14 protein-coding genes are annotated in these 19,205 nt (G+C 73.5%); 5 read left to right on the forward strand and 9 right to left on the reverse strand.

What is annotated here, in order from left to right; translation table 11 throughout:
* Nucleotides 1-86 precede the first annotated feature (86 nt).
* From ACFYY2_RS11160 to ACFYY2_RS11175, 4 genes are all read right to left on the reverse strand, one after another.
* Nucleotides 87-1,328, reverse strand: coding sequence for a VWA-like domain-containing protein (locus tag ACFYY2_RS11160; RefSeq protein WP_388740251.1), 1,242 nt, complete (start codon nt 1,326-1,328; stop codon nt 87-89).
* A complete protein-coding gene (locus tag ACFYY2_RS11165; RefSeq protein ID WP_388740254.1) occupies nt 1,325-2,605 on the reverse strand; it encodes an AAA family ATPase in 1,281 nt (426 codons plus the stop codon). The genes ACFYY2_RS11160 and ACFYY2_RS11165 overlap by 4 nt, the downstream gene beginning before the upstream one ends.
* A 175-nt stretch (nt 2,606-2,780) precedes the next feature.
* Nucleotides 2,781-4,184, reverse strand: coding sequence for a hypothetical protein (locus tag ACFYY2_RS11170; RefSeq protein ID WP_388740256.1), 1,404 nt, complete (start codon nt 4,182-4,184; stop codon nt 2,781-2,783).
* 313 nt (nt 4,185-4,497) lie between these two features.
* A complete protein-coding gene (locus ACFYY2_RS11175) occupies nt 4,498-5,541 on the reverse strand; it encodes a DUF3533 domain-containing protein (protein ID WP_388740259.1) in 1,044 nt (347 codons plus the stop codon).
* A gap of 211 nt (nt 5,542-5,752) precedes the next feature.
* Here ACFYY2_RS11175 and ACFYY2_RS11180 point away from each other — a divergent pair, with 211 nt between their 5' ends.
* The 3 genes from ACFYY2_RS11180 to ACFYY2_RS11190 all read left to right on the forward strand — a co-directional run bounded on the left by ACFYY2_RS11180 (nt 5,753) and on the right by ACFYY2_RS11190 (nt 11,263).
* Complete coding sequence (locus ACFYY2_RS11180; protein WP_388740262.1) at nt 5,753-9,208, forward strand: DNA polymerase III subunit alpha; 3,456 nt, start codon at nt 5,753-5,755, stop codon at nt 9,206-9,208.
* A complete protein-coding gene (locus ACFYY2_RS11185; RefSeq protein WP_388740266.1) occupies nt 9,205-10,203 on the forward strand; it encodes a hypothetical protein in 999 nt (332 codons plus the stop codon). The genes ACFYY2_RS11180 and ACFYY2_RS11185 overlap by 4 nt, the downstream gene beginning before the upstream one ends.
* Before the next feature lie 166 nt (nt 10,204-10,369).
* Complete coding sequence (locus ACFYY2_RS11190; RefSeq protein ID WP_388740269.1) at nt 10,370-11,263, forward strand: esterase/lipase family protein; 894 nt, start codon at nt 10,370-10,372, stop codon at nt 11,261-11,263.
* Nucleotides 11,264-11,313: 50 nt separating this feature from the next.
* Here ACFYY2_RS11190 and ACFYY2_RS11195 read toward each other — a convergent pair whose 3' ends face one another.
* Both ACFYY2_RS11195 and ACFYY2_RS11200 read right to left on the reverse strand, forming a co-directional pair.
* Nucleotides 11,314-12,351, reverse strand: a complete 1,038-nt coding sequence (locus ACFYY2_RS11195) for a lytic polysaccharide monooxygenase (RefSeq protein ID WP_388740272.1) — start codon at nt 12,349-12,351, stop codon at nt 11,314-11,316.
* Nucleotides 12,352-12,549: 198 nt separating this feature from the next.
* Entirely contained in the window at nt 12,550-14,124 is a 1,575-nt protein-coding gene (locus ACFYY2_RS11200) for an alkaline phosphatase D family protein (protein WP_388740275.1), read from the reverse strand.
* A gap of 252 nt (nt 14,125-14,376) precedes the next feature.
* On the opposite strand from ACFYY2_RS11200, the gene ACFYY2_RS11205 reads away from it, so the two are divergent.
* Nucleotides 14,377-15,855 (forward strand): trifunctional class I SAM-dependent methyltransferase/NUDIX hydrolase/VOC family protein, encoded by a 1,479-nt coding sequence (locus tag ACFYY2_RS11205; RefSeq protein WP_388740278.1) that lies wholly within the window; start codon nt 14,377-14,379, stop codon nt 15,853-15,855.
* A gap of 70 nt (nt 15,856-15,925) precedes the next feature.
* On the opposite strand, the gene ACFYY2_RS11210 is transcribed toward ACFYY2_RS11205, so the two are convergent.
* Nucleotides 15,926-16,426 carry a DUF402 domain-containing protein gene (locus ACFYY2_RS11210; protein ID WP_388740281.1) on the reverse strand — a complete coding sequence of 167 codons (501 nt, stop codon included), beginning with the start codon at nt 16,424-16,426 and terminating at the stop codon, nt 15,926-15,928.
* Nucleotides 16,407-17,327 carry a GNAT family N-acetyltransferase gene (locus ACFYY2_RS11215; RefSeq protein WP_388740284.1) on the reverse strand — a complete coding sequence of 307 codons (921 nt, stop codon included), beginning with the start codon at nt 17,325-17,327 and terminating at the stop codon, nt 16,407-16,409. The genes ACFYY2_RS11210 and ACFYY2_RS11215 overlap by 20 nt, the downstream gene beginning before the upstream one ends.
* Before the next feature lie 92 nt (nt 17,328-17,419).
* Between ACFYY2_RS11215 and ACFYY2_RS11220 the strand changes: the two genes are divergently transcribed.
* Entirely contained in the window at nt 17,420-17,794 is a 375-nt protein-coding gene (locus tag ACFYY2_RS11220; protein ID WP_388740287.1) for a GntR family transcriptional regulator, read from the forward strand.
* Between the two features lie 112 nt (nt 17,795-17,906).
* Here the strand turns inward: ACFYY2_RS11220 and ACFYY2_RS11225 are convergent, their stop codons facing one another.
* A complete protein-coding gene (locus ACFYY2_RS11225; RefSeq protein WP_388740289.1) occupies nt 17,907-19,001 on the reverse strand; it encodes a DUF5925 domain-containing protein in 1,095 nt (364 codons plus the stop codon).
* Nucleotides 19,002-19,205 lie beyond the last annotated feature (204 nt).

The following is a 19,205-nucleotide window of genomic DNA, read 5'->3' on the forward strand; positions in this document are numbered from 1 at the left end:
GAATGACGCCACGGACCTGCCGTGCATAGCCTGCGTCGAGGGAACATCCTGCTGTCTTCGGATGACCGGCCGGTGATCGCGGGGGACTACCCGATGACCACGGTCCGCGCCCACTCGGGCGGTGACCTCGGGACGTGTTCGGGATCGTCCTCGTCCCACGACGTGCGGTGATGTTCCCGGGGGAAAAGACCCACCACCGTCCGGCATTCCGGTTTCACCGACGGCCAGCGTGTCTGACCATCCGTCAGCACCACGACGACGTCCGGGCGAGGCCGGGACCGGAGCGCCCTGGCGAAGCCCGCGCGCAGGTCCGTACCCCCGCCGCCCACCAGCGGAATACCCTCGGCACGGCACAGCGGGTGCACGACGCCGGCGGCGGCGTCGCACGAGAGGACGCTCACCAGATCGCGACGCCCGCCCACCGCACGGGAGATCGCGGCGACCTCCAGGAGCGCGCTGCCCAGTTCCGCGTCGCTGACCGAGCCCGACGTGTCGATGACCACGGTGACCCGCGGCGGCCTGCGCCGGAGGCTCGGGAGGACGGCGCCCGGCACCCCGGCCGAGCGCCGTGACGGTCGGCCGTACGTGTAGTCCTCGCCCGCACCGGACGCGGAGGCGGCCGAACGGACCGCCGCGCCCAGCAGGTCCCGCCACGCCTGCGGCGGATGGAAAGCCTCCTCGGCCCATCGCTGCCAGCCCCTCGACGCGTTCCCCGGGCGGCCCGTGATGCCCTGGGCCACCCGGAAGCGGACCGCGTCCTGTTCCTGCGCGCTGAGGGCGTGCGCACCGTCCGGGCCCAGATCCCACTCCCGCTCCAGCCCGTCCGCCCCGCTGCCGCAGTCCAGCCACGTGAACTCCCGGGTACGGGGGCCGAGTCTGAACTGGCGCAGGTAGTCCTCCATGAGTTCCCCCGGGGCGAGGTGCAGGGACTCCGGCATGACGGCGCCCTCCGGCCGGGCCAGCCCCTCGCCGAACACGTCGTCGTTGATCTCGCAGTCCGCGGCGATGTTCATCCGCAGCCGTTCTCCCGGGCCGGTCAGCCCGCGTTGCCGCGCGACCCGGTCACTGCGGCCGTGATGGTCGCGCAGCAGATGCGACACCTCGTGCACCCATACGCCGGCGAGCTCCTCCACCGGGGTCCGCGTCACGAAGCCCGGGGAGACGTAGCACCGCCAGTGCCGGTCGACCGCCATCGTGGGGACCTTCCGGGACTCGACCGTGTGCAGGGCGAAGAGGGCGGTCGCCAGATAGGGGCGGGCCCGGACCGCCTGCAGCCGGGCGGCGAAGAGTTTGTCGAGGTCCAGTGACCCCGGAGCGTTCGCGCTCATCGGCCGGCCTTCACCGCCGCGACCCGGGCCGCCGCGTCGTCCGCCCGCCGGGACAGGGAGATCACCCCGGCGAACCGTTCGATCGATGCGGGGACGTCCCAGTCCTCCCGGCGCAGCGAGGCGAGCGAGGTCGCCGGCACGACGACCAGGTCGGGGGCGCCCGTCTCCAGTGCTCGGACCAGCAGGGCCCAGGCCGCGTCCCAGCGCGACTTCTCCGGTCTGGTGCGGACCGCCGCGACCACCCCGTCGAGCACGGCCTGACGCAGGTCTCCCCGGTCGGGCAGGACCGCCGCCGCAGGATCGGCGAGCAGCACTTCCGGGTCCGGCAGGTCCATCCGGTCCAGGCTCGCCAGCAGTTCCAGCCCCGGCCCGTCTCCCACGGTGCCCCTGACCAGCAGCGCGAGTACGTCGCGCGAGGAGCCGGCCGCCGTTGCGAAGGCGATCAGATGCAGGGCCATCTCCCAACTCCTCGGAGACGGCCACGCACCGCCCCGGCGTGTCTCGCTGGAGGGCAGCCTGTGGATGAGTTCGGGCCTGGCCGCGAGGAGGCCGCACACCCCGCGGCGGGCGAGGTCCACCGCTTCGGGCAGCCGCTCGGGGGCGAGCCGCGGCAGTGTCGCCCGGGGCCAGGTGCCCCCGAGGCCGCGTATGACGACCTCCTGGTCGTGGACCCACTGGAGGTGGACGAAGCGGTTGGCCAGCGGCGGGCTCAGTTCCCACCCGTCGGCCGCCGAGGACCGCGGGTTCGCGGCGGCCACGATCCGTACGCCGGGCGGCAGACGGAGCACACCGATGCGGCGTTCCAGGACCAGGCGGAGCAGAGCGGCCTGCACGGCCGGTGGTGCGGTGGACAGTTCGTCCAGGAAGAGCAGTCCCCGGCCCGCCCGTACCAGGCGGACCGCCCAGTCCGGTGGGGCCATCGGGACACCCTGCTCCGCCGGATCGTCTCCGATGACGGGCAGCCCCGAGAAGTCGGACGGCTCGTGCACGCTGGCGATCACGGTGGTCAGGGGCAGGCCGAGGGACTCGGCCAGCTGCGTCAGGGCCGCAGTCTTGCCGATCCCCGGCTCACCCCACAGGAGCACCGGCAGGTCGGCGGCGACGGACAGGGCCAGGGCCTCCAACTGCATGTCCGGGCGCGGTTCGGTGGTGGTGTCGCGGAGCAACGCCGTGAGCGAACCCGCGACTTCGAGCTGGTCCGTGGCGAGGCCGGGCTGTGGCGGGTGGGGCTTGTCGGGGAGGGCCGCAGTCGTGAGGAACGGGGTGCACGTGGGCATGTCTGATCACCTGTGGGTTCGCGAAGGGGGCCCTGGAGGCCACGGAGGCAGGAAGGGAGGGAGGAAGGGAGGAGAGGAAAGGAGAGGGGGAAGAGCAAGAAGGCGGAGACGGGGCGAGAGGGTCAAGGCACGCAGCCGGGCGCGGGTTCGTATCCCGGTGTGCAGGGGGCAGGGGTCAGCGGGCGGTGGCGCGGCGCCTGCGCGAGGGGCGAGTGCGGGCGGACCTGCGGTCGGGGCGGTGGCTGCCGGGCCCCGGTCCGGTCATGTCCGCCCGGAACAGGCCGTAGGTGATCCGTCGCAGCGCCGCCGTCTCCAACTCGTCGCGCAGGGGGCCGTCGCGCAGCAGCGCCCCTGGTCCGAGCAGACCCTCGACGACGGCCAGCGCACCGGCGATGTCGCCGTGGTCCAGGCGCTCCCGGACGCCGGTGAGGCATTCGGGACGCCGGTGCGCCGCATCGATGACCTGGAGGCAGGGTAGGGGGGTACCGGTCAGCGCGACCAGCAGTTCCTCCCGGCGGATCTCGTCCGCGCCGTGGTCCAGCGGGACCAGCACCCCGTCGACCTGACCGATTCTGTGCCGGGCTCCGCGGCAGTCCACGACATGCGGCTGCCCGGGGCCGGCGGGACCGTCCGCCGGTACGGCCCGCGGATGGTCCGGTGCCAGGGCGGAGGCGACCAGCGGGTGCAGCCGGCCGGCCTCGATCGCACCGGTACGGAGGAGTTCGAGGTCGGGCAGCACCCAGGCCGCCGCATCGGGCAGGAGCGGCAACGCGGAGACGTCACGGCTCGCGGATGCCGTCGTGATCCGCAGGGCGGACGGCCCCGCGTCCTGGTCCCCGGCCCGCTCCAGGAGCAGCCGGTGCCGCGCGCCGAGCCGCACGGCCACGGTCCCGGAGACCCGCCCTTCCGCACGCAGCAGGATCCCGGCCTCCGCCGCCCACCGCCCCATGGCCCAAGTGCCCGCCCGGGGAGCCGTGTTCGTCGAATCCCGTTCCAGCGGCGGCAGGTCCGCGGCGGGCGGCCGGTCGGCCCCGGAGCGTATGCGCAGCTCGCCGGTTCTGCGGGCGTCCCACAGGTGCCGGTGCAGGTCGAGCCGGAACCGCCTGTCGGGGTGGGGGTGCGGATGGCGGCGGGCCGAGGCCTCCGCCCGCCAGGAACCGTCCCACAACGCGAGGCTGATCCGCTGGCCGGCATCCGCCCAGGCCGGAGGGGTCCGGGCCACGAGGTGCACTGTGCGCACCCCGTCCCGCCCCGCCTCGTCGTACCGGGCCAGGGCGACCGTCAGGCCCGGGCGCAGCAGTCCGTCGGGGGCGATCCTCGGCATGTGCCAGCGCAGCAGGTCGGGAGCCAGATGGCGCAGGTCGTCCCTGAGGCGGGCCGCCAGTTCACGGCCGTGGGTCCGTGCCACGGACCGTGGGGCGACATCGACATCCACGCCGGCCGCGGCACAGGCTCCTGCCCAGTCCCCGGCATGACGCCGGGCGGTCGCAGTCTCGATCATGGAGGCCGGTACGGCGAACTCGCGTACGCGCGGCCAGAAGGACGGGAGGGTGTCCCCGTTCGCGATTTCGGTGAGCATCAGCACTCACCTTGCGCGGACGGGTCCCCCATTCTGTTCACAGAGTGAGTGGTCATCGCGGAGCAGCGTAGCGCTCCGTGATGACCATGGCCAGAGTTTTTTGTCCGCGCCGGTACGGGGGGCGGCGTACCGGGCCAGTGCGTCCTCATCGCCGTGGACCTGAAACGAGTGATCACCCGTGTCCCGGTCGGCGCGGGATCTGAAGCAGGGTCCGGCGAACGTCACGACGCGGGCCGCCGATCTCGTCGAGGGGATGCTGGGCCGGCCTTCGGTCTCAGGCCGGGCCCGGGCCGTTCCCGGGGGAGGCCGTGTATCAGAGGAGAGGCGCGGCGCCGGGGGCCCCGGCTTCCCGCTTCCGCCCCTCGTCGCGCCCGCCCCGCATCGACAGCAGCAGGGTGAGCACCGTGCCGCCGACTGCCCAGGCAGAGAGCACCAGCAGGGGGCCGGTGACCGCGTTGCCCTTGAAGTACGCGATCGAGCGGGCCGTCCAGGTCCCCGCGCCGGGCGGCAGGGCGGGGCCGATCGACCGCCAGAAGTCCGGGAGCATCGGCAGCGGGAAGGCGCCGCCCGCGCTCGGATTGCCCGCGATGACGATGATCAGGACGGCCAGGCCGATGCCGACGATGCCGGTGAGGGCCTCCAGGGCGAGTGTGATCATGCCGACCGAGAAGACGACCAGGGCGCCCAGCCCGGCCAGTGCCCACACGCTGCCGGGGAGTGCCCCGAGGATCGGGCCGATGATGACCGCGCCGCCGATCCCGCCCGCGATCGCGTACAGCGCCATGACCGCGGTGCGGATCACCGCGCGCTGCCGGTTGGCGGGCTTGGTGCCCGCGCTGATCGCGAGGATGGAGGCGCAGAGGTAACCACCGACGCACCAGCCCACGACCAGATAGAACGACGAGAGCCCGTCGAAGTCGTCGGGGGAGGCCGGTGCCACGTCCACGGTCCTCACCGTGCGCTGCCGGGGTGCTTCCGCCTGCCTGATGATCTTGTCGAGTGAGGTGGCCAGCACGGTGCCGCCGCCGGAGGCGACGAGCACGGTGTCGGCCGGCCCGGTGGGGTTGACGATCAGGGCGCCGTCGATCTCGCGGTTCTGGATCTGCCGGCGCGCCTCGGCCGCGTCGGACACCGCCCGGGGGTCCAGCGGGCCGCCCGGCAGGCCGTCCAGCCGGGTGACGAGCTGCCCGGACACCTGCTGGGGGGCGACGACCCCGAAGGGGACGTCCGTCGGATCGGGCCGGTGCAGTGCGCCGACGTAGGAGGCGATGAACAGCAGCTGCAGTCCCAGTACGCCGATGACCAGCAGCGCGGCCCGTGCGGTGACGGCGCTCTTCACCTCGTCAGCGAAATTCATGCCCCCACCGTCCGGCGAGTCCGGAGTTCGCGCAGGCGGGACCGGCCGAATGGCGGAGGAGCGGCCGAACGGCGGGGGGCCGGCCGCATGGCGGGGGAGCGGCCGATTGCAGGAGGAGCGGCCGTGCCCTCGGTTATCGTACGAACGTTCGAAACTTGGTCTATGGTGGAGAGCGAGGGGGTGGCGAGTACGGATCGGTCCAGGAGGTGCGGTGCCAGGGTTCACGCATCTGCACACCGTTTCCGGGTTCTCCCTGCGGTACGGGGCGTCGCATCCGGAGCGGCTGGCCGAGCGCGCCGCCGAGCGGGGGATGGACTCCCTCGCGCTGACCGACCGCGACAGTCTCGCGGGCACGGTCCGCTTCGCCAGGGCCTGTGAGAAGGCCGGGATCCGCCCGCTCTTCGGGGTCGAGCTCGCGGTGGCACGGCAGGCGGAGGGCGAGGGCCGCGTACACCGGCCCCGTACACCGGCCCGGGGAGGTTCCTTTGTCGACGAATCCGCACCCCGGGTCACCTTCCTCGCCCGGGACGGCGCACTCGGCTGGGCCGGGCTGTGCCGGCTGGTCACCGCCGCCCACGCCCCGGAGGCGGGCGCCGGGCAGCCGCTGCTCGCCCGGTCCGCGCTGCCCGCCGACGGGCTCACCGTGCTGCTCGGCCCCGCCTCCGAGGTCGGGGCGGCGCTGGCCGCCGGCCGCCCCGACCGGGCCGCCGCACTGCTCGCCCCCTGGCGGGAGATCTACGGCGACGCCCTGCGCCTCGAAGCCGTCCACCACGGCCGTGAGGGCGCCGGGCCCGGCTCGCTGCGGCTCGCCGCGCGTACCGTCGGGTTCGCCGCCGAGCAGGGGGTGCGGGCCGTGCTGACCAACGCCGTCCGGTACGCCGACCCCGGGCAGGGCCCGGTCGCCGACGTGCTCGACTCCGCCCGCAGGCTCGTCCCCGTCGACCCGCGGCGTTCCCCCCTCGACAGCGGGGAGCGCTGGCTCAAGGACGCCCGCGCGATGCGGGAGACCGCCGGGCGGATCGCCACCGCCGCCGGGCTCGGGCGGGACGCGGGGGAGCGGCTGCTCGCGGAGACGCGGGAGACCGCCGACGCCTGCCGCGTCGGTCCGGCGGACGACCTGGGCCTTGGCAGTGTCCACTTCCCCGAGCCGCACCTCGTCGGGGCCGGGCTGCGTACCGCCCAGCGGGTACTGGCCTCCCGCGCCGCCGCCGGCATGGTGCGGCGCGGCTACGACCGCCGGCGCGACCACTGGGAGCGGATGCACCACGAGCTGGACATCATCGCCCACCACGGCTTCGCCTCCTACTTCCTGACGGTCGCCCAGGTGGTCGACGACGTGAAGGGGATGGGGATACGGGTCGCCGCGCGCGGCTCCGGCGCCGGGTCCCTGGTCAACCACCTGCTCGGGATCGCCGACGCCGACCCGCTCGAACACGGGCTGCTCATGGAGCGCTTCCTGTCCAAGCGGCGCTTCGTGCTGCCCGACATCGACATCGACGTGGAATCGGCCCGGCGCCTCGACGTCTACCGCGCGATCATCGACCGCTTCGGCGTCGAGCGGGTCGCGACCGTGTCCATGCCCGAGACCTACCGGGTGCGCCACGCCATCCGCGACGTGGGCGCCGCGCTCTCCATGGACCCGGCCGAGACCGACCGGCTCGCCAAGGCGTTCCCGCACATCCGGGCCAGGGACGCCCGCGCCGCGATGGAGGAACTGCCCGAACTGCGGGAGGTGGCCGGGCGCAAGGAGAGGTACGGCCGGCTCTGGGAACTGGTCGAGGCCCTGGACGCGCTGCCGCGCGGTATCGCCATGCACCCGTGCGGGGTGCTCCTCTCCGACGACTCGCTGCTGCGGCGTACGCCCGTCATGCCCACCAGCGGCGAGGGCTTCCCGATGGCGCAGTTCGACAAGGACGACGTCGAGCACCTCGGGCTGCTCAAGCTCGACGTGCTCGGCGTGCGGATGCAGTCGGCGATGGCGCACGCGGTGACCGAGGTCAAGCGGGCCTCGGGGCGGGAGGTCGACCTGGACGCCGTGCCGCAGGGCGACCCGGAGACGTACCGGCTGATCAGGAGCGCCGAGACGCTGGGCTGCTTCCAGATCGAGTCGCCCGGCCAGCGTGACCTGGTCGGCAGACTCCAGCCCGCCACCTTCCACGACCTGGTGGTCGACATCTCGCTGTTCCGGCCGGGCCCGGTCGCCGCCGACATGGTGCGGCCGTTCATCGAGGCCAGGCACGGACGCGCGCCCGTGCGCTACCCGCATCCCGACCTGGAGGGCGCGCTCCGCGACACCTACGGCGTGGTCGTCTTCCACGAACAGATCATCGAGATGGTGGACATCATGACCGGCTGCGGCCGGGGCGAGGCCGACCGGGTGCGGCGCGGACTCTCCGACCCCGGGTCGCAGGACCGGATCAGGGTCTGGTTCGCGGGGCGCGCGGCGGAGCGGAAGTACGGCGCCGAAGTGATCGCCCGCGCCTGGGAGATCATCGAGGCGTTCGGCAGTTACGGCTTCTGCAAGGCGCACGCGGTTGCCTTCGCCGTGCCGACGTACCAGTCCGCCTGGCTCAAGGCGCACCACCCGGCGGCCTTCTACGCCGGGCTGCTCACGCACGATCCGGGGATGTACCCCAAGCGCCTGCTGCTCGCGGACGCGCGGCGGCGCGGGGTCCCCGTGCTGCCGCTGGACGTGAACCGGTCCGCAGCCGCTCATCGGATCGAACTGGTGTCTGGCGAGAATGGAGATAAATGGGGATTGCGGCTGGCCCTCTCGGACGTCCACGGCATCAGTGAGGCCGAGGTCGCCCGGATCGAGGCCGGGCAGCCCTACGCCTCACTGCTGGACTTCTGGCAGCGGGCCAGGCCCGGGAAGCCCGCCGCCGAACGGCTCGCGCAGGTCGGCGCACTGGACGCCTTCGGTGCCAACCGGCGGGATCTTCTGCTGCACCTGTCCGAGCTCCACCGCGCCCAGCGGAGCTCCGGCTCCGGCGCGGCGGGAGCCCAGCTCCCGCTCGGCGGCGGACACCGGACCGGCAGCATCGGGCTGTCCGACCTCAACGACGCCGAACGCCTCAGCGCCGAGCTCGGCGTGCTCAGCATGGACGTCTCGCGCCACCTGATGGGTGATCACCACGCGTTCCTCGAGGAGCTGGGCGCGGTCTCCGCCAAGCGGCTGCGGGAGGCCGGGCACGGGGAGACCGTGCTGGTCGCGGGCGCCAAGGCGGCCACCCAGACCCCGCCGGTCCGCTCCGGCCGCCGGGTCATCTTCACCACCCTGGACGACGGTACGGGCCTGGTCGACCTGGCCTTCTTCGACGACAGCCACGCCGCCTGCGCGCACACCGTCTTCCACTCCTGGCTGCTGCTGGTGCGCGGGGTCGTCCAGCGGCGCGGCCCCCGCAGCATGAGCGTGGTCGGGTCGGCGGCCTGGAACCTGGCGGAGCTGGCCGAACTGCGCCGCACCGGCGGCCTCGACGCGGTCGCCGCACGGCTCGCGGAGGTGCCCGGCGCCGACGAGGGCGAGGAGGAGGCCGCGGAACCCGGCCGCCGCATCCAGATGTCCACCGGCTACGAGATGAACCCCTGGGCCGACCTCCGGCCGGCCGGTGAAGGGACGCCCACCGGAAGGAAGCTGTGGCACCGGAGCCCCGGGAGCGCGGGATGAGCGACGAACCGGCCGTCCTGTACCTGCGGTTCCGCCGGATCGGCGGAGGACCGCCGGACAGCGCTGACTACGAAGGGCTGCTCGCCCTCCTCGGGGCGTTCACCCCGGTCGTCGAGGCGGCTCCGCCCCGCGCGGCGCTCGCCGACGTCGGCGGGGCGCTCCGCTACTTCGGACAGGACGCGGCGGGCCTGGCCTCGGTGATCCGGGTGCGCGCCCTCGCCCTGCACGGGGTGGACTGCGCGATCGGGGCGGCCGTCAACCCCATGCTGGCGCGGATGGCCGCGCGCCGGGCGCCGGCCGGGACGACCCTCGTGGTGCCGCCCGGTGAGGCCGCCGGCTTCCTCGCGTCCCTGCCCGTGGCCGCCCTGGACGGTGTCGGGGCGGCGACCGCGCGCACCCTGTGCGGATACGGCCTCGACTCCATCGGCCGGACCGCCGCGGCGCCGCTCGCCACCCTCCAGCGGATCACCGGGGTGCGGGCCGGGCGCGAACTGTGGGAGCGGGCCAACGGCATCGACCGTACGCGGGTCGTGCCCAACGCCGCGGCCCGGTCCGTCGCCGCCGAACGCACCTTCCCCCGCGACGAACTGGACCCGGAGCAGCACCGGCGCGCGCTCCTCTCGCTCACCGAGGAACTGGGTGCCAGGCTGCGGGGCGACGGGCAGGTGTGCCGCTCGCTCGCGGTCTCGGTGCGCTACGCCGACCGGAGCGGGTACGCGACGCTCACCCGCAGCCGCACGCTCGCGGAGCCCACCGCGCACTCGGCGGCGCTCACCTCGCTCGCGTACCGCATCCAGGACTCCTTCGCCCTGCAGAGGGCGCGGGTGCGGGGCATCGGGCTGCGGGCGGAGGGGCTGCACGACGCCGAACGCGCCTCCCGCCAGCTCACCTTCGACCCGGTGGACGAACGGGCGCGGCGGATCGAGGCGGTGTCCGACCGGCTGCGCGCCAGGTTCGGCCCGCAGGCGGTGAAGCCCGGGCGGCTCGCGGCCTGAATCCCGCGCCGTCCGGCGTCCGCGATTTTTTACCGACGCGTAACTTCCCCCGCAACCTTACTCATGCGTAATTTGGCATGAGCACGCAGAACTGGCAGTTCACTGTGGTCCGGGCCGCAGGGCGCACCGACATCGCACCTCCCTTGAGCCGCAAGGAGACCACCCGATGCTGCCCTGGACCCGCCCCCGGCGCTCCCCCCGCGCCCGTCGCACGATCACCGCCCTGATCCTCGCCCTCACCGCGTTCGTCGCCGCCCCCACGGCGACCGCCGGTGCGGCCACCACGGGGACCGCCGCACCCTCCCGCGGGTGGAACGACTACTCCTGCAAGCCCTCCGCCGCCCACCCCCGCCCCGTCGTCCTCGTCCACGGAACCTTCGGGAACTCGGTCGACAACTGGCTCGTCCTGGCGCCGTACCTCGTCAACCGGGGCTACTGCGTCTTCTCCCTCGACTACGGACAGCTCCCCGGCGTCCCGTTCTTCAACGGTCTCGGCCCGATCGAGAAGTCGGCCGGTCAGCTGGACGTGTTCGTCGACAAGGTCCTCGGTGCCACCGGCGCCTCGAAGGCGGACCTCGTCGGCCACTCCCAGGGCGGCATGATGCCCAACTACTACCTGAAGTTCCTCGGCGGCGCCGCAAAGGTGAACGCCCTCGTCGGGATCGCCCCCGACAACCACGGCACCACGCTCCTCGGCCTCACGCGGCTGCTGCCGTACTTCCCCGGCGTCGAGGACCTCCTCACCACGAACACCCCCGGACTCGCCGACCAGATCGCCGGATCCGCCTTCCTCACCAAGCTCAACGCGGGCGGTGACACCGTGCCCGGAGTCCGCTACACCGTCATCGCGACCCGGTACGACGAGGTCGTCACGCCGTACCGCACGCAGTACCTGAGCGGTCCGAACGTACGCAACGTCCTGCTCCAGGACCTGTGCCCGGTCGACCTCTCGGAGCACGTCGCGATCGGCACCATCGACCGCATCGCCTTCCACGAGGTCGAGAACGCCCTCGACCCCGCGCACGCCACACCGACGACCTGCGCCTCGGTCATCGGCTGAGACGTGCTGCCGGACCCCGCACCGGGGTCCGGCAGCCGTCCGGCGCGCCGTCAGCGCCGGTGGGCTCCACCGGCGGCCCGCCGGCGCACGGAGACGAACAGGGCGCTCGCCCCGAGGGCCAGCGCCGCCGCTCCGCCGACCGTCAGGTACGAGGTGGCGGCGCTGCCGCCCGTCTCGGCGAGGACGTCGCCCCCGGCGGGAGCGGCGGCGCTGTCGGGCTCCGGGGCGTTCGCGCCGGCCTCCGCGGTGCCGCCGGATCCGGCGGTTCCGGCTGCCGGAGCGGCTTGCGTGACCTCCGCGCCGGTCGCCGCGTCGTCGTCGCCGTGGCCGCCGTGCTCGACCGACGACTTGTCCGCGCCCTCGTCGATGTCCGTCTCGGAGGGAGCGGAAGCGGCCGGCGCCGGGGCGGTCCCGGCCGCGCCGCCCGAACCGCCGCTTCCGCCTCCGAAGACCACGTCGGAACAGGCGTAGAAGGCCTCGGGGGAGTCCGAGCGCTGCCAGACCGTGTAGACCAACTGCCGCCCGGACGCCTGCGGCACGGTGCCGTCGAAGACGTACGACCCGTCGGTCAGGGCCGGGTCGGTGACCGTGGCGAACGGCTTCTCCCGGAGGTCCGACCACTTCAGGGGCTGCGACGGGTCGTAGCCCGGCTTGGTCAGGTACAGCTCGAACGAGCCCTTGTGCGGGGCGGTGGCCCGGAAGCGGAAGGTGTGCCTGCCCGCCTCCATCGGCGTGGACGGCCAGTCGGCGCGCGGCAGGTCGAGCCCCTTGAACTTGTCGTTGCCCGCGCTGCAGAGCCTGCCGTCCGGGATCGGCCCGCGGTGGTTGCCCGCCGCGTTCGCGATGTTCACACCGTTCCAGTCGTACAGCGCCTGGGTGCCGCCCGCCGCCACCGCGGCCCGGCACGCCGCCGACCGGGGGTTCTCCGGCCCCTCCGCGAAACAGGCCGAGACCCGGCTGACCGGATCGGTCAGCGAACCGTGGGCGGCGGCCGGAGTGGCGGCGAGCGCGGTCAGCGCGAGCGGAGCGACGCCGAGGGCGACGACGGCTCCGGCGGCCTTGCGGCGGGCGGTGATGAGGGCGGCCATGGTGGTGGTTCTCCTTCGGCGGGCACGGCTGGGTGATCAGCAAACTAGCCGCCGCCGAGGGCGGATTCGGGCGCGGAAAGCCGCAGGTGGGCATCGTTATGGCGGGCTTAAGGGGCGGTTAGGGGAGGGTTCAGGCACCTCCCCGCAGCGGGCACGGGCACCCCGTCTCCGGGGTACCCGTGCCACGGTGAGGAGGGGTCAGATCTGGACCCCCGGTGTGCCGTCCTCCACCACGACGCTCGCGCGTGTGCTGATCGGCGCGTCCGGCTTCGTCACGAAGGGCAGGACCCGGTAGTCGCTCGTCCAGCGGTCGGGCTCCACGGTCACACGGACGTAGCCGCGCTGGTTGTTGAAGAACTTCATGTGCGGATTCGCCGCCAGGAACGTCCGGCCCTGGGCTGTCATGTCGGCGCCGTCGCCACCGCTGGTGATCGACGTCCCCACGAACTCCGACCCCACGGTCCGCGACTCCGGGTCGGAGTAGTCGCGCTTGAGGTCCCACGCGTAGTTCTGGTGCCGGTCGCCCGTGATGACGACCAGGTTGCGCACGCCCCGGTTGTCCGCCTGAGCCAGGAGCCGGTTGCGTTCGGCGACGTAACCGTCCCACGGGTCGGTCCAGACCGTCGTGCCGGGGCCCGGGTCCTGGTCGGTCTGGCCCATCGGCGCCTGGTTGCCGAGGATCTGCCAGCGGGCGGGCGAGCGGCCGAAGCCCGCGAGGACCCAGGCCCGCTGGCGGGGGCCGAGCAGGGTGCGGTGCTTGTCGAAGCGCTCCGCGCAGTCGGCCGACGAGCCGTCGCCGCACGCCTGGTCGTCCCGGTACTGCCGGGTGTCCAGCATCGTGAAGTCCGCGAGCCGGCCGTAGCGGAGCCGCCGGTACATCTGCACGTCGGGACCCTTCGGCAGCTGTGCGCGGCGCAGCGGCGCGTGCTCGTACAGTGCCTGGAACGCGGCGGCGCGGCGCAGCAGGAACGTCGCGGGGTCCTCGTCGTTCTCCGAGGTCTCGTCCGCCCAGTTGTTCTCCACCTCGTGGTCGTCGAACGTCATGATCCACGGGAAGGCGGCGTGTGCCTCGCGCAGGGGGGCCTCGGACTTGTAGAGGCCGTACTGGAGCCGGTAGCGGGCGAGGTCGAGCGTCTCCGTGTGGAACCTCGGGTCGGTGACCACACCGCGCTTGTTCGTGCCGACCCCGTACTCGTAGAGGTAGTCGCCGAGGTGCACCACCAGGTCGAGGTCCTCCTGCGCCATGTGGTGGTAGGCCGTGAAGTAGCCGTCCTGCCAGGCCTGGCAGGACGCGAAGGCGAACTTCAGCTCGCGCGGTGAGCCGGAGGGGTCGGGAGTGGTGCGCGTGCGCCCCACGGGAGAGATCGAGGATCCGGCCCTGAAACGGAACCAGTAGGTGCGGTCGGGGGCGAGCCCGTGCACCTCGGGGTGGACGGAGTGGGCCAGCGCGGGGCTCGCCACGACGCTGCCCCTGCGTACGACCCGGCGGAACAGCTCGTCGAGCGCCACCTCGTACTGGACGCGGACCGGTGCCGCGGGCATGCCGCCGAGGCCGTCCTGGGCGAAGGGGTCGGGAGCCAGACGTGTCCACAGCACGAAGCCGTCCGACGTCGGGTCGCCCGAGGCGACCCCCAGGGTGAACGGGTCACCCTTCAGCGGGGGCGCGGCGAACGCGGACTGTGCCTCCCACGCCCCCGTCCCGAGCATCAGCGCGGCGGCTGCCGCGCCGCCGAATCCGAACATCTGCCTGCGGGACACGGATGGTGCGGCCACGGGGCCTCCTCGGTCGGTCTGCGTCAACCTGAAACAAACTGACGGGAGTTGATGTCGTGCTCGCGCGCGGTGGGTGGCCGGTGGCCGAGCGGTACGTGAACACCGCAGCTATCACCGCCGGGTGACGGGCCGGCCGTCGCCCCCGCCCCGCCCCCGGCGTCCCATCGATCCTGGTGGGGCCCCTGGTGAGGAAGCCGCGGTGCGGACATCGGGTGTGACGGGCTGTCGGTGGCGGCTGACAAGATGGTTCCCATGACCACGATCGACTGGGACGCCGCCGCCGACTCCTTCGACGAGGAGCCCGACCACGGGCTCCTGGACCCGGTGGTCCGCAGTGCCTGGGCACAGCGGATGGAGACCTGGCTGCCCGCCACGCGCTGCGAGGTCCTCGACCTCGGATGCGGCACGGGCAGTCTCGCCCTCCTCGTCGCGGGACAGGGCCACCGGGTGACGGCCGTGGACCGCTCGGTGCGCATGGTGGAACAGGCACGGACGAAGCTGGCCGGCACCGGCAGCGAGGTCCTGCTCGGGGACGCGGGCCTTCCCCCGGTCGGCAACCGGCGCTTCGACGTGATCCTCGCCCGCCACGTGGTCTGGCTGATGCCCGATCCCGACGCGGTCCTGCGGCACTGGTTCTCGCTGCTGCGGCCGGGCGGGCGGCTGGTGCTCATCGAAGGGGTGTGGGGCGGCGTGGGCCTCTCCGCCGACCGGCTCACCACCCTGCTCCGCCGTCACACCGAGAGCGTCCACCACGAGCCCCTCGCGGGCGACGCCCGGCTCTGGGGCAAGGAGGTCGACGACGAGCGGTACGCCCTGGTCGCCCGCCTGGAACCGCCCCGCCGGCACCGCGAGGTCGTCGACGTCCACCTCATCCTGCGCAGGGGCCCGGACGTCCTGCTCGCCCGGCGGTCCGGCACGGGATACGCCGACGGGCTGCTGCACGCCCCCTCCGGCCACGCCGAGGACGGCGAGGACGTCCGGGAGGCGGTGATCCGGGAGACTGCGGAGGAGATCGGGGTCGTCCTGGACCCGGACGAACTCCGGACGGCGCTGGTCATGCAGCACAAGGGCCCGGGCGGGAATCCGCGGATGGGCTGGTTCTTCGAGGCGCGGTACGACCCCGAGCGCCCGCCCCGCAACGCCGAGCCGGAGAAGTGCTCCGAGCTCGCCTGGTTCCCGCTGGACGCGCTGCCGGACGACATGGTCGCGTACTGCCGGGCGGGACTCGACGGTTACCGCACCGGGGAGCGCTTCCTCATCCACTGGCACGAGGACGGCGACCCCGTCGCGTTCTCACCGGAGGGGGCCCGGCGGGCCGTCCCGCTGCCCGCGACGGCCGCCCCCGCCGGCGGGGTCCATCACATCGAGCTGTGGGTGCCCGACCTGGCGCAGGCCGAGTCGGACTGGGGCTGGCTGCTGGGAGAGCTGGGCCACGTCCCGTACCAGCGCTGGGCACGGGGCCGCAGTTGGCGGCGCGGTGACAGTTACGTGGTGGTCGAGCAGTCACCCGACCTGACCGGTGACACGCACGACAGGATGCGCCCCGGCCTCAACCACCTGGCGTTCCACGTCCAGGACCGCGAGACCCTGGACGCGCTCGTCCGCCGGGCCCCCGAGCACGGCTGGCGACCGTTCCTCCCGGGCGGCTCCGCGGGCACCGGAGGCGGCGGGCACCGTGCGGCGTACCTGGAGAACACGGCGGGGTACGAGGTGGAGCTGGTGGCGCCCTGACCTGTGCGGAGGAGACCTCGCGAGGTGCCGTCCCCGCGGCGGGCACCAGCCGCGGGGACGCGGACCGGCCTCAGCCGAGGAGACCCGTCAGGCCCTCGGTCCTGGCCAGGTGTTCCAGCTCGTCCAGGGCCCGGACGGCCGCTCCTGCCGCCCGCGGGTCCCGGGCCGCGAGACCGCTCTCCTCGAACTCGTCCTCGTCCAGCCGGAGTACGGCGGATCCGTCCGCGGACACCCACAGGTCGAGGTCCAGGTCCTCGACCACGAGCTCCGCGCCCCGCAGCACGGCCGGCCTGGTGATGTCGCAGTACCAGCCCTTGAGCTCCCCGCCGCCGGTGCGGACCTCCTTGACCGCGTACCACCGGTCCCGCCAGTAGTGCTCGGTGAAGACGTCCCCCGGCTCGAAGCGCACGAAGCCGAAGTCCCGTGCCCCCGGGGCCGCCCACGGCGCCCGGACCGTGATCCGGCTGCCGGCGTCGCCGACCCGCAGCGCCGGATACCGGATCTTGGTGCGGCCCGCCTTGACCAGAATGACCGTCAGCGCGGCCGAGGCGTCAGACGATGCTGCGGACATGACGCACCTCGGTCGCGCAGACCTCGTAGCCGAACCACCGGTTGACCGCCAGCATCGGACCGTTGCCCGCGTCGTTGCCCGTGTACGCGTCCGTGCAGCCGGCGGCCCGCGCCCGGTGCAGCGAGTCGTTCTTGGCGAGCTTCGCGAGCCCCCGGCCGCGGAAGGCGCGCCGGGTGCCCGTCATGGCCGACGAATAGCGGGTCAGCCCATCGGTCAGTGCCGCACTGAACGCCGCGACCTCTCCGTCGACCGTCACGACCGTGGTGAGCGCGTGGTCGAAGCCCGGCCGGTGCCAGGTCGTGGCGAGCCAGGCCTCGTAGTCGCTGAACTCCGCCGTGACGTCGCTCGGTTCGTCGGCGGTGACCTCCGCGTCCGCCTCGAACAGCGGGCGCGGATCGTCCTCGAAGTCGGCGCCGCTCAGCAACGCGACCCCGGCTGGCAGCTCCGGGAGGGGCGGCAGCGATCCGCCCGCCAGGTCGAGGCGGAGGAAGTGCGCGGACCGGCGCGCCTCGTACCCGCGCTTCTCGGCGAAGGCGCGGTTGGCCGGCTCGTCGAGGACCCAGGAGAAGACGTCGGTCGCGCCCGCGGCGGCGAGGTGTTCCTCGGCGGTCCTCAGCAGCAGCGACCCCGCGCCCCGCCCCAGCCGGTCCGGACGGACGTAGGGATTGCAGAAGCCCTGGCCCGGGACCGGGCTCTCGTGGGCGATGCCCACCTGGGCGGTGCCGATCAGTTCGCCGTCCTCCTCCGCGACCAGCAGCCGGAGACGCCGGTCCGGATGGGATGCCGCCAGGTCGTTCAGGACCCCCTCGGGAGTCGTCACCATGTAGGGCAGCGCCGCACGGCGCACCCGCACCCAGGCTTCGGCGTCGGCAGGGAGGAAGTCGCGCACGGATACCGTCATGCCCGGACGGTACGTCGCACACGGGGAGGACCGCTCCCGAATTTCCGGCCGCGAGACGGAGCCCGGACCCCGGGGTGGGAGACAATCGCCGCGTGACCCTGAAGATCGCCGTTGATCCGGACTCCGCCACCGCCCCGTACGAGCAGCTGCGCGCCCAGCTGTCCGAACAGGCCCGCTCCGGCATCCTGCCCGTGGGCTACCGGCTCCCGACCGTGCGGGGCCTCGCCGGGGAGCTGGGCCTCGCCGCCAACACCGTCGCCAAGGCCTACCGGGCGCTGGAGTCCGACGGGGTCATCGAGACCCGGGGCCGCAACGGGACGTTCGTCGCCCCGGCAGGCGACGCGGCGGCCCGTCACGCCGCGACGGCGGCACAGGAGTACGCGGAGCAGGTGCGGCGCCTCGGACTGTCGGAGGCCGACGCGCTCGCCCGGGCCGAGGATGCGGTGCGGGCGGCCTACGCCCGCTGAGACCACGGGCCGCCGCAGCCGCACGCGTCCGGAACGCGCACCGGCGCCCGCCCCCGGCACAGTCCCCCCGAGCGACGGCGTGCGGACCTCCGCCGGGGGTCCGCACGAAAGCTCAGAGGTACAGGCCGGCGTCCGCCCCGGCGTCCTGCTTCGGCACGGACGCCGGGCCGCCGCCCCGGCGCAGTGCGTAGAGCTCGGCGAGCGTGGCGCCCTCCCTGCCCAGTCCCTCCTCCGTGCCCAGCCAGGACACCGACTCCGGGCGGGTCAGCGGTCCCACCTCGATGCGGGCCAGGCACCGGCCCGGCCGCACGACCGCGGGGTGCAGCCGTTCCAGGTCCTCGTTCGTCGTCACCCCCACCAGCACGTTGCGGCCCTGGCCCAGCAGACCGTCCGTCAGGTTCAGCAGCCGGGACAGCGCCTGCCCGGCGGTGTGCTTCGCCTCGCCGCGGATCAGTTCGTCGCAGTCCTCCAGGAGCAGCAGACGCCACCGGCCCTTCGCGGAGCCGTCGTCCTCACCGATCGCGATGTCCATCAGGTATCCGACGTCGTTGAACAGCCGCTCCGGGTCCAGCACGCAGTCGACCTGGCACCAGTCCCGCCAGGAACGGGCGAGCGTGCGCAGCGCGGAGGTCTTGCCCGTGCCCGGCGGGCCGTGCAGCAGCAGGAGACGGCCGGAGATGTCGTCCGGGGTGACCTTCATCAGCCGGTCCATGGCGTCGGCGACCCGTGCCGTGTAGTTGGGCCGCACCTCGTCCCAGGTGCCCGCGGCGATCTGCCGGGTGGTGCGGTGCGGGCCACGGCGCGGGGAGACGTACCAGAAACCCATCGTCACGTTGTCCGGCTGCGGTTCCGGCTCGTCCTGCGCGCCGTCGGTCGCCTCGGACAGGATCTTCTCGGCGAGCTCCGGCGTCGCGGCGGTCACCGTGACGTCGGCGCCGCGGTTCCACCGTGAGACGAGGACGGTCCACCCGTCGCCTTCGGCGAGCGTCGCGCTGCGGTCGTCGTCCCGGGCCGACCGCAGCACCTTGGCCGCCGGGGGCAGCAGGGTCGCCCCCGACTTCACCCGGTCGAGGGAGGAGCTGTGCGAGTACGGCTGCTCGCCCGTCGCGAAGCGGCCCAGGAACAGCGCGTCCACGACGTCGGACGGCGAATCGCTGTCGTCCACGTTGAGCCGGATCGGCAGGGCGGACTCGGGGTTGGCAGACATGACGCCCATGATCCGGCACGGGGGCGGCCCGCGCACCCGGGTTTCGCGACCTGCCCGCAGACGCCGGGCCGGAGTGGGGCCCCGGCGGGCAGGCCGCTCGGGCGCTCTGTCCGCGAGGGGGTTTGCCCCTCGGTGTGCCGGATGTCGGAACACGTATGACGCACCGTCAAAAATGTTTTGCCCAGGCACCCTTGAAGCATTTTG

This window comes from Streptomyces sp. NPDC001822 (assembly GCF_042892135.1).
Lineage (GTDB): Bacteria > Actinomycetota > Actinomycetes > Streptomycetales > Streptomycetaceae > Streptomyces.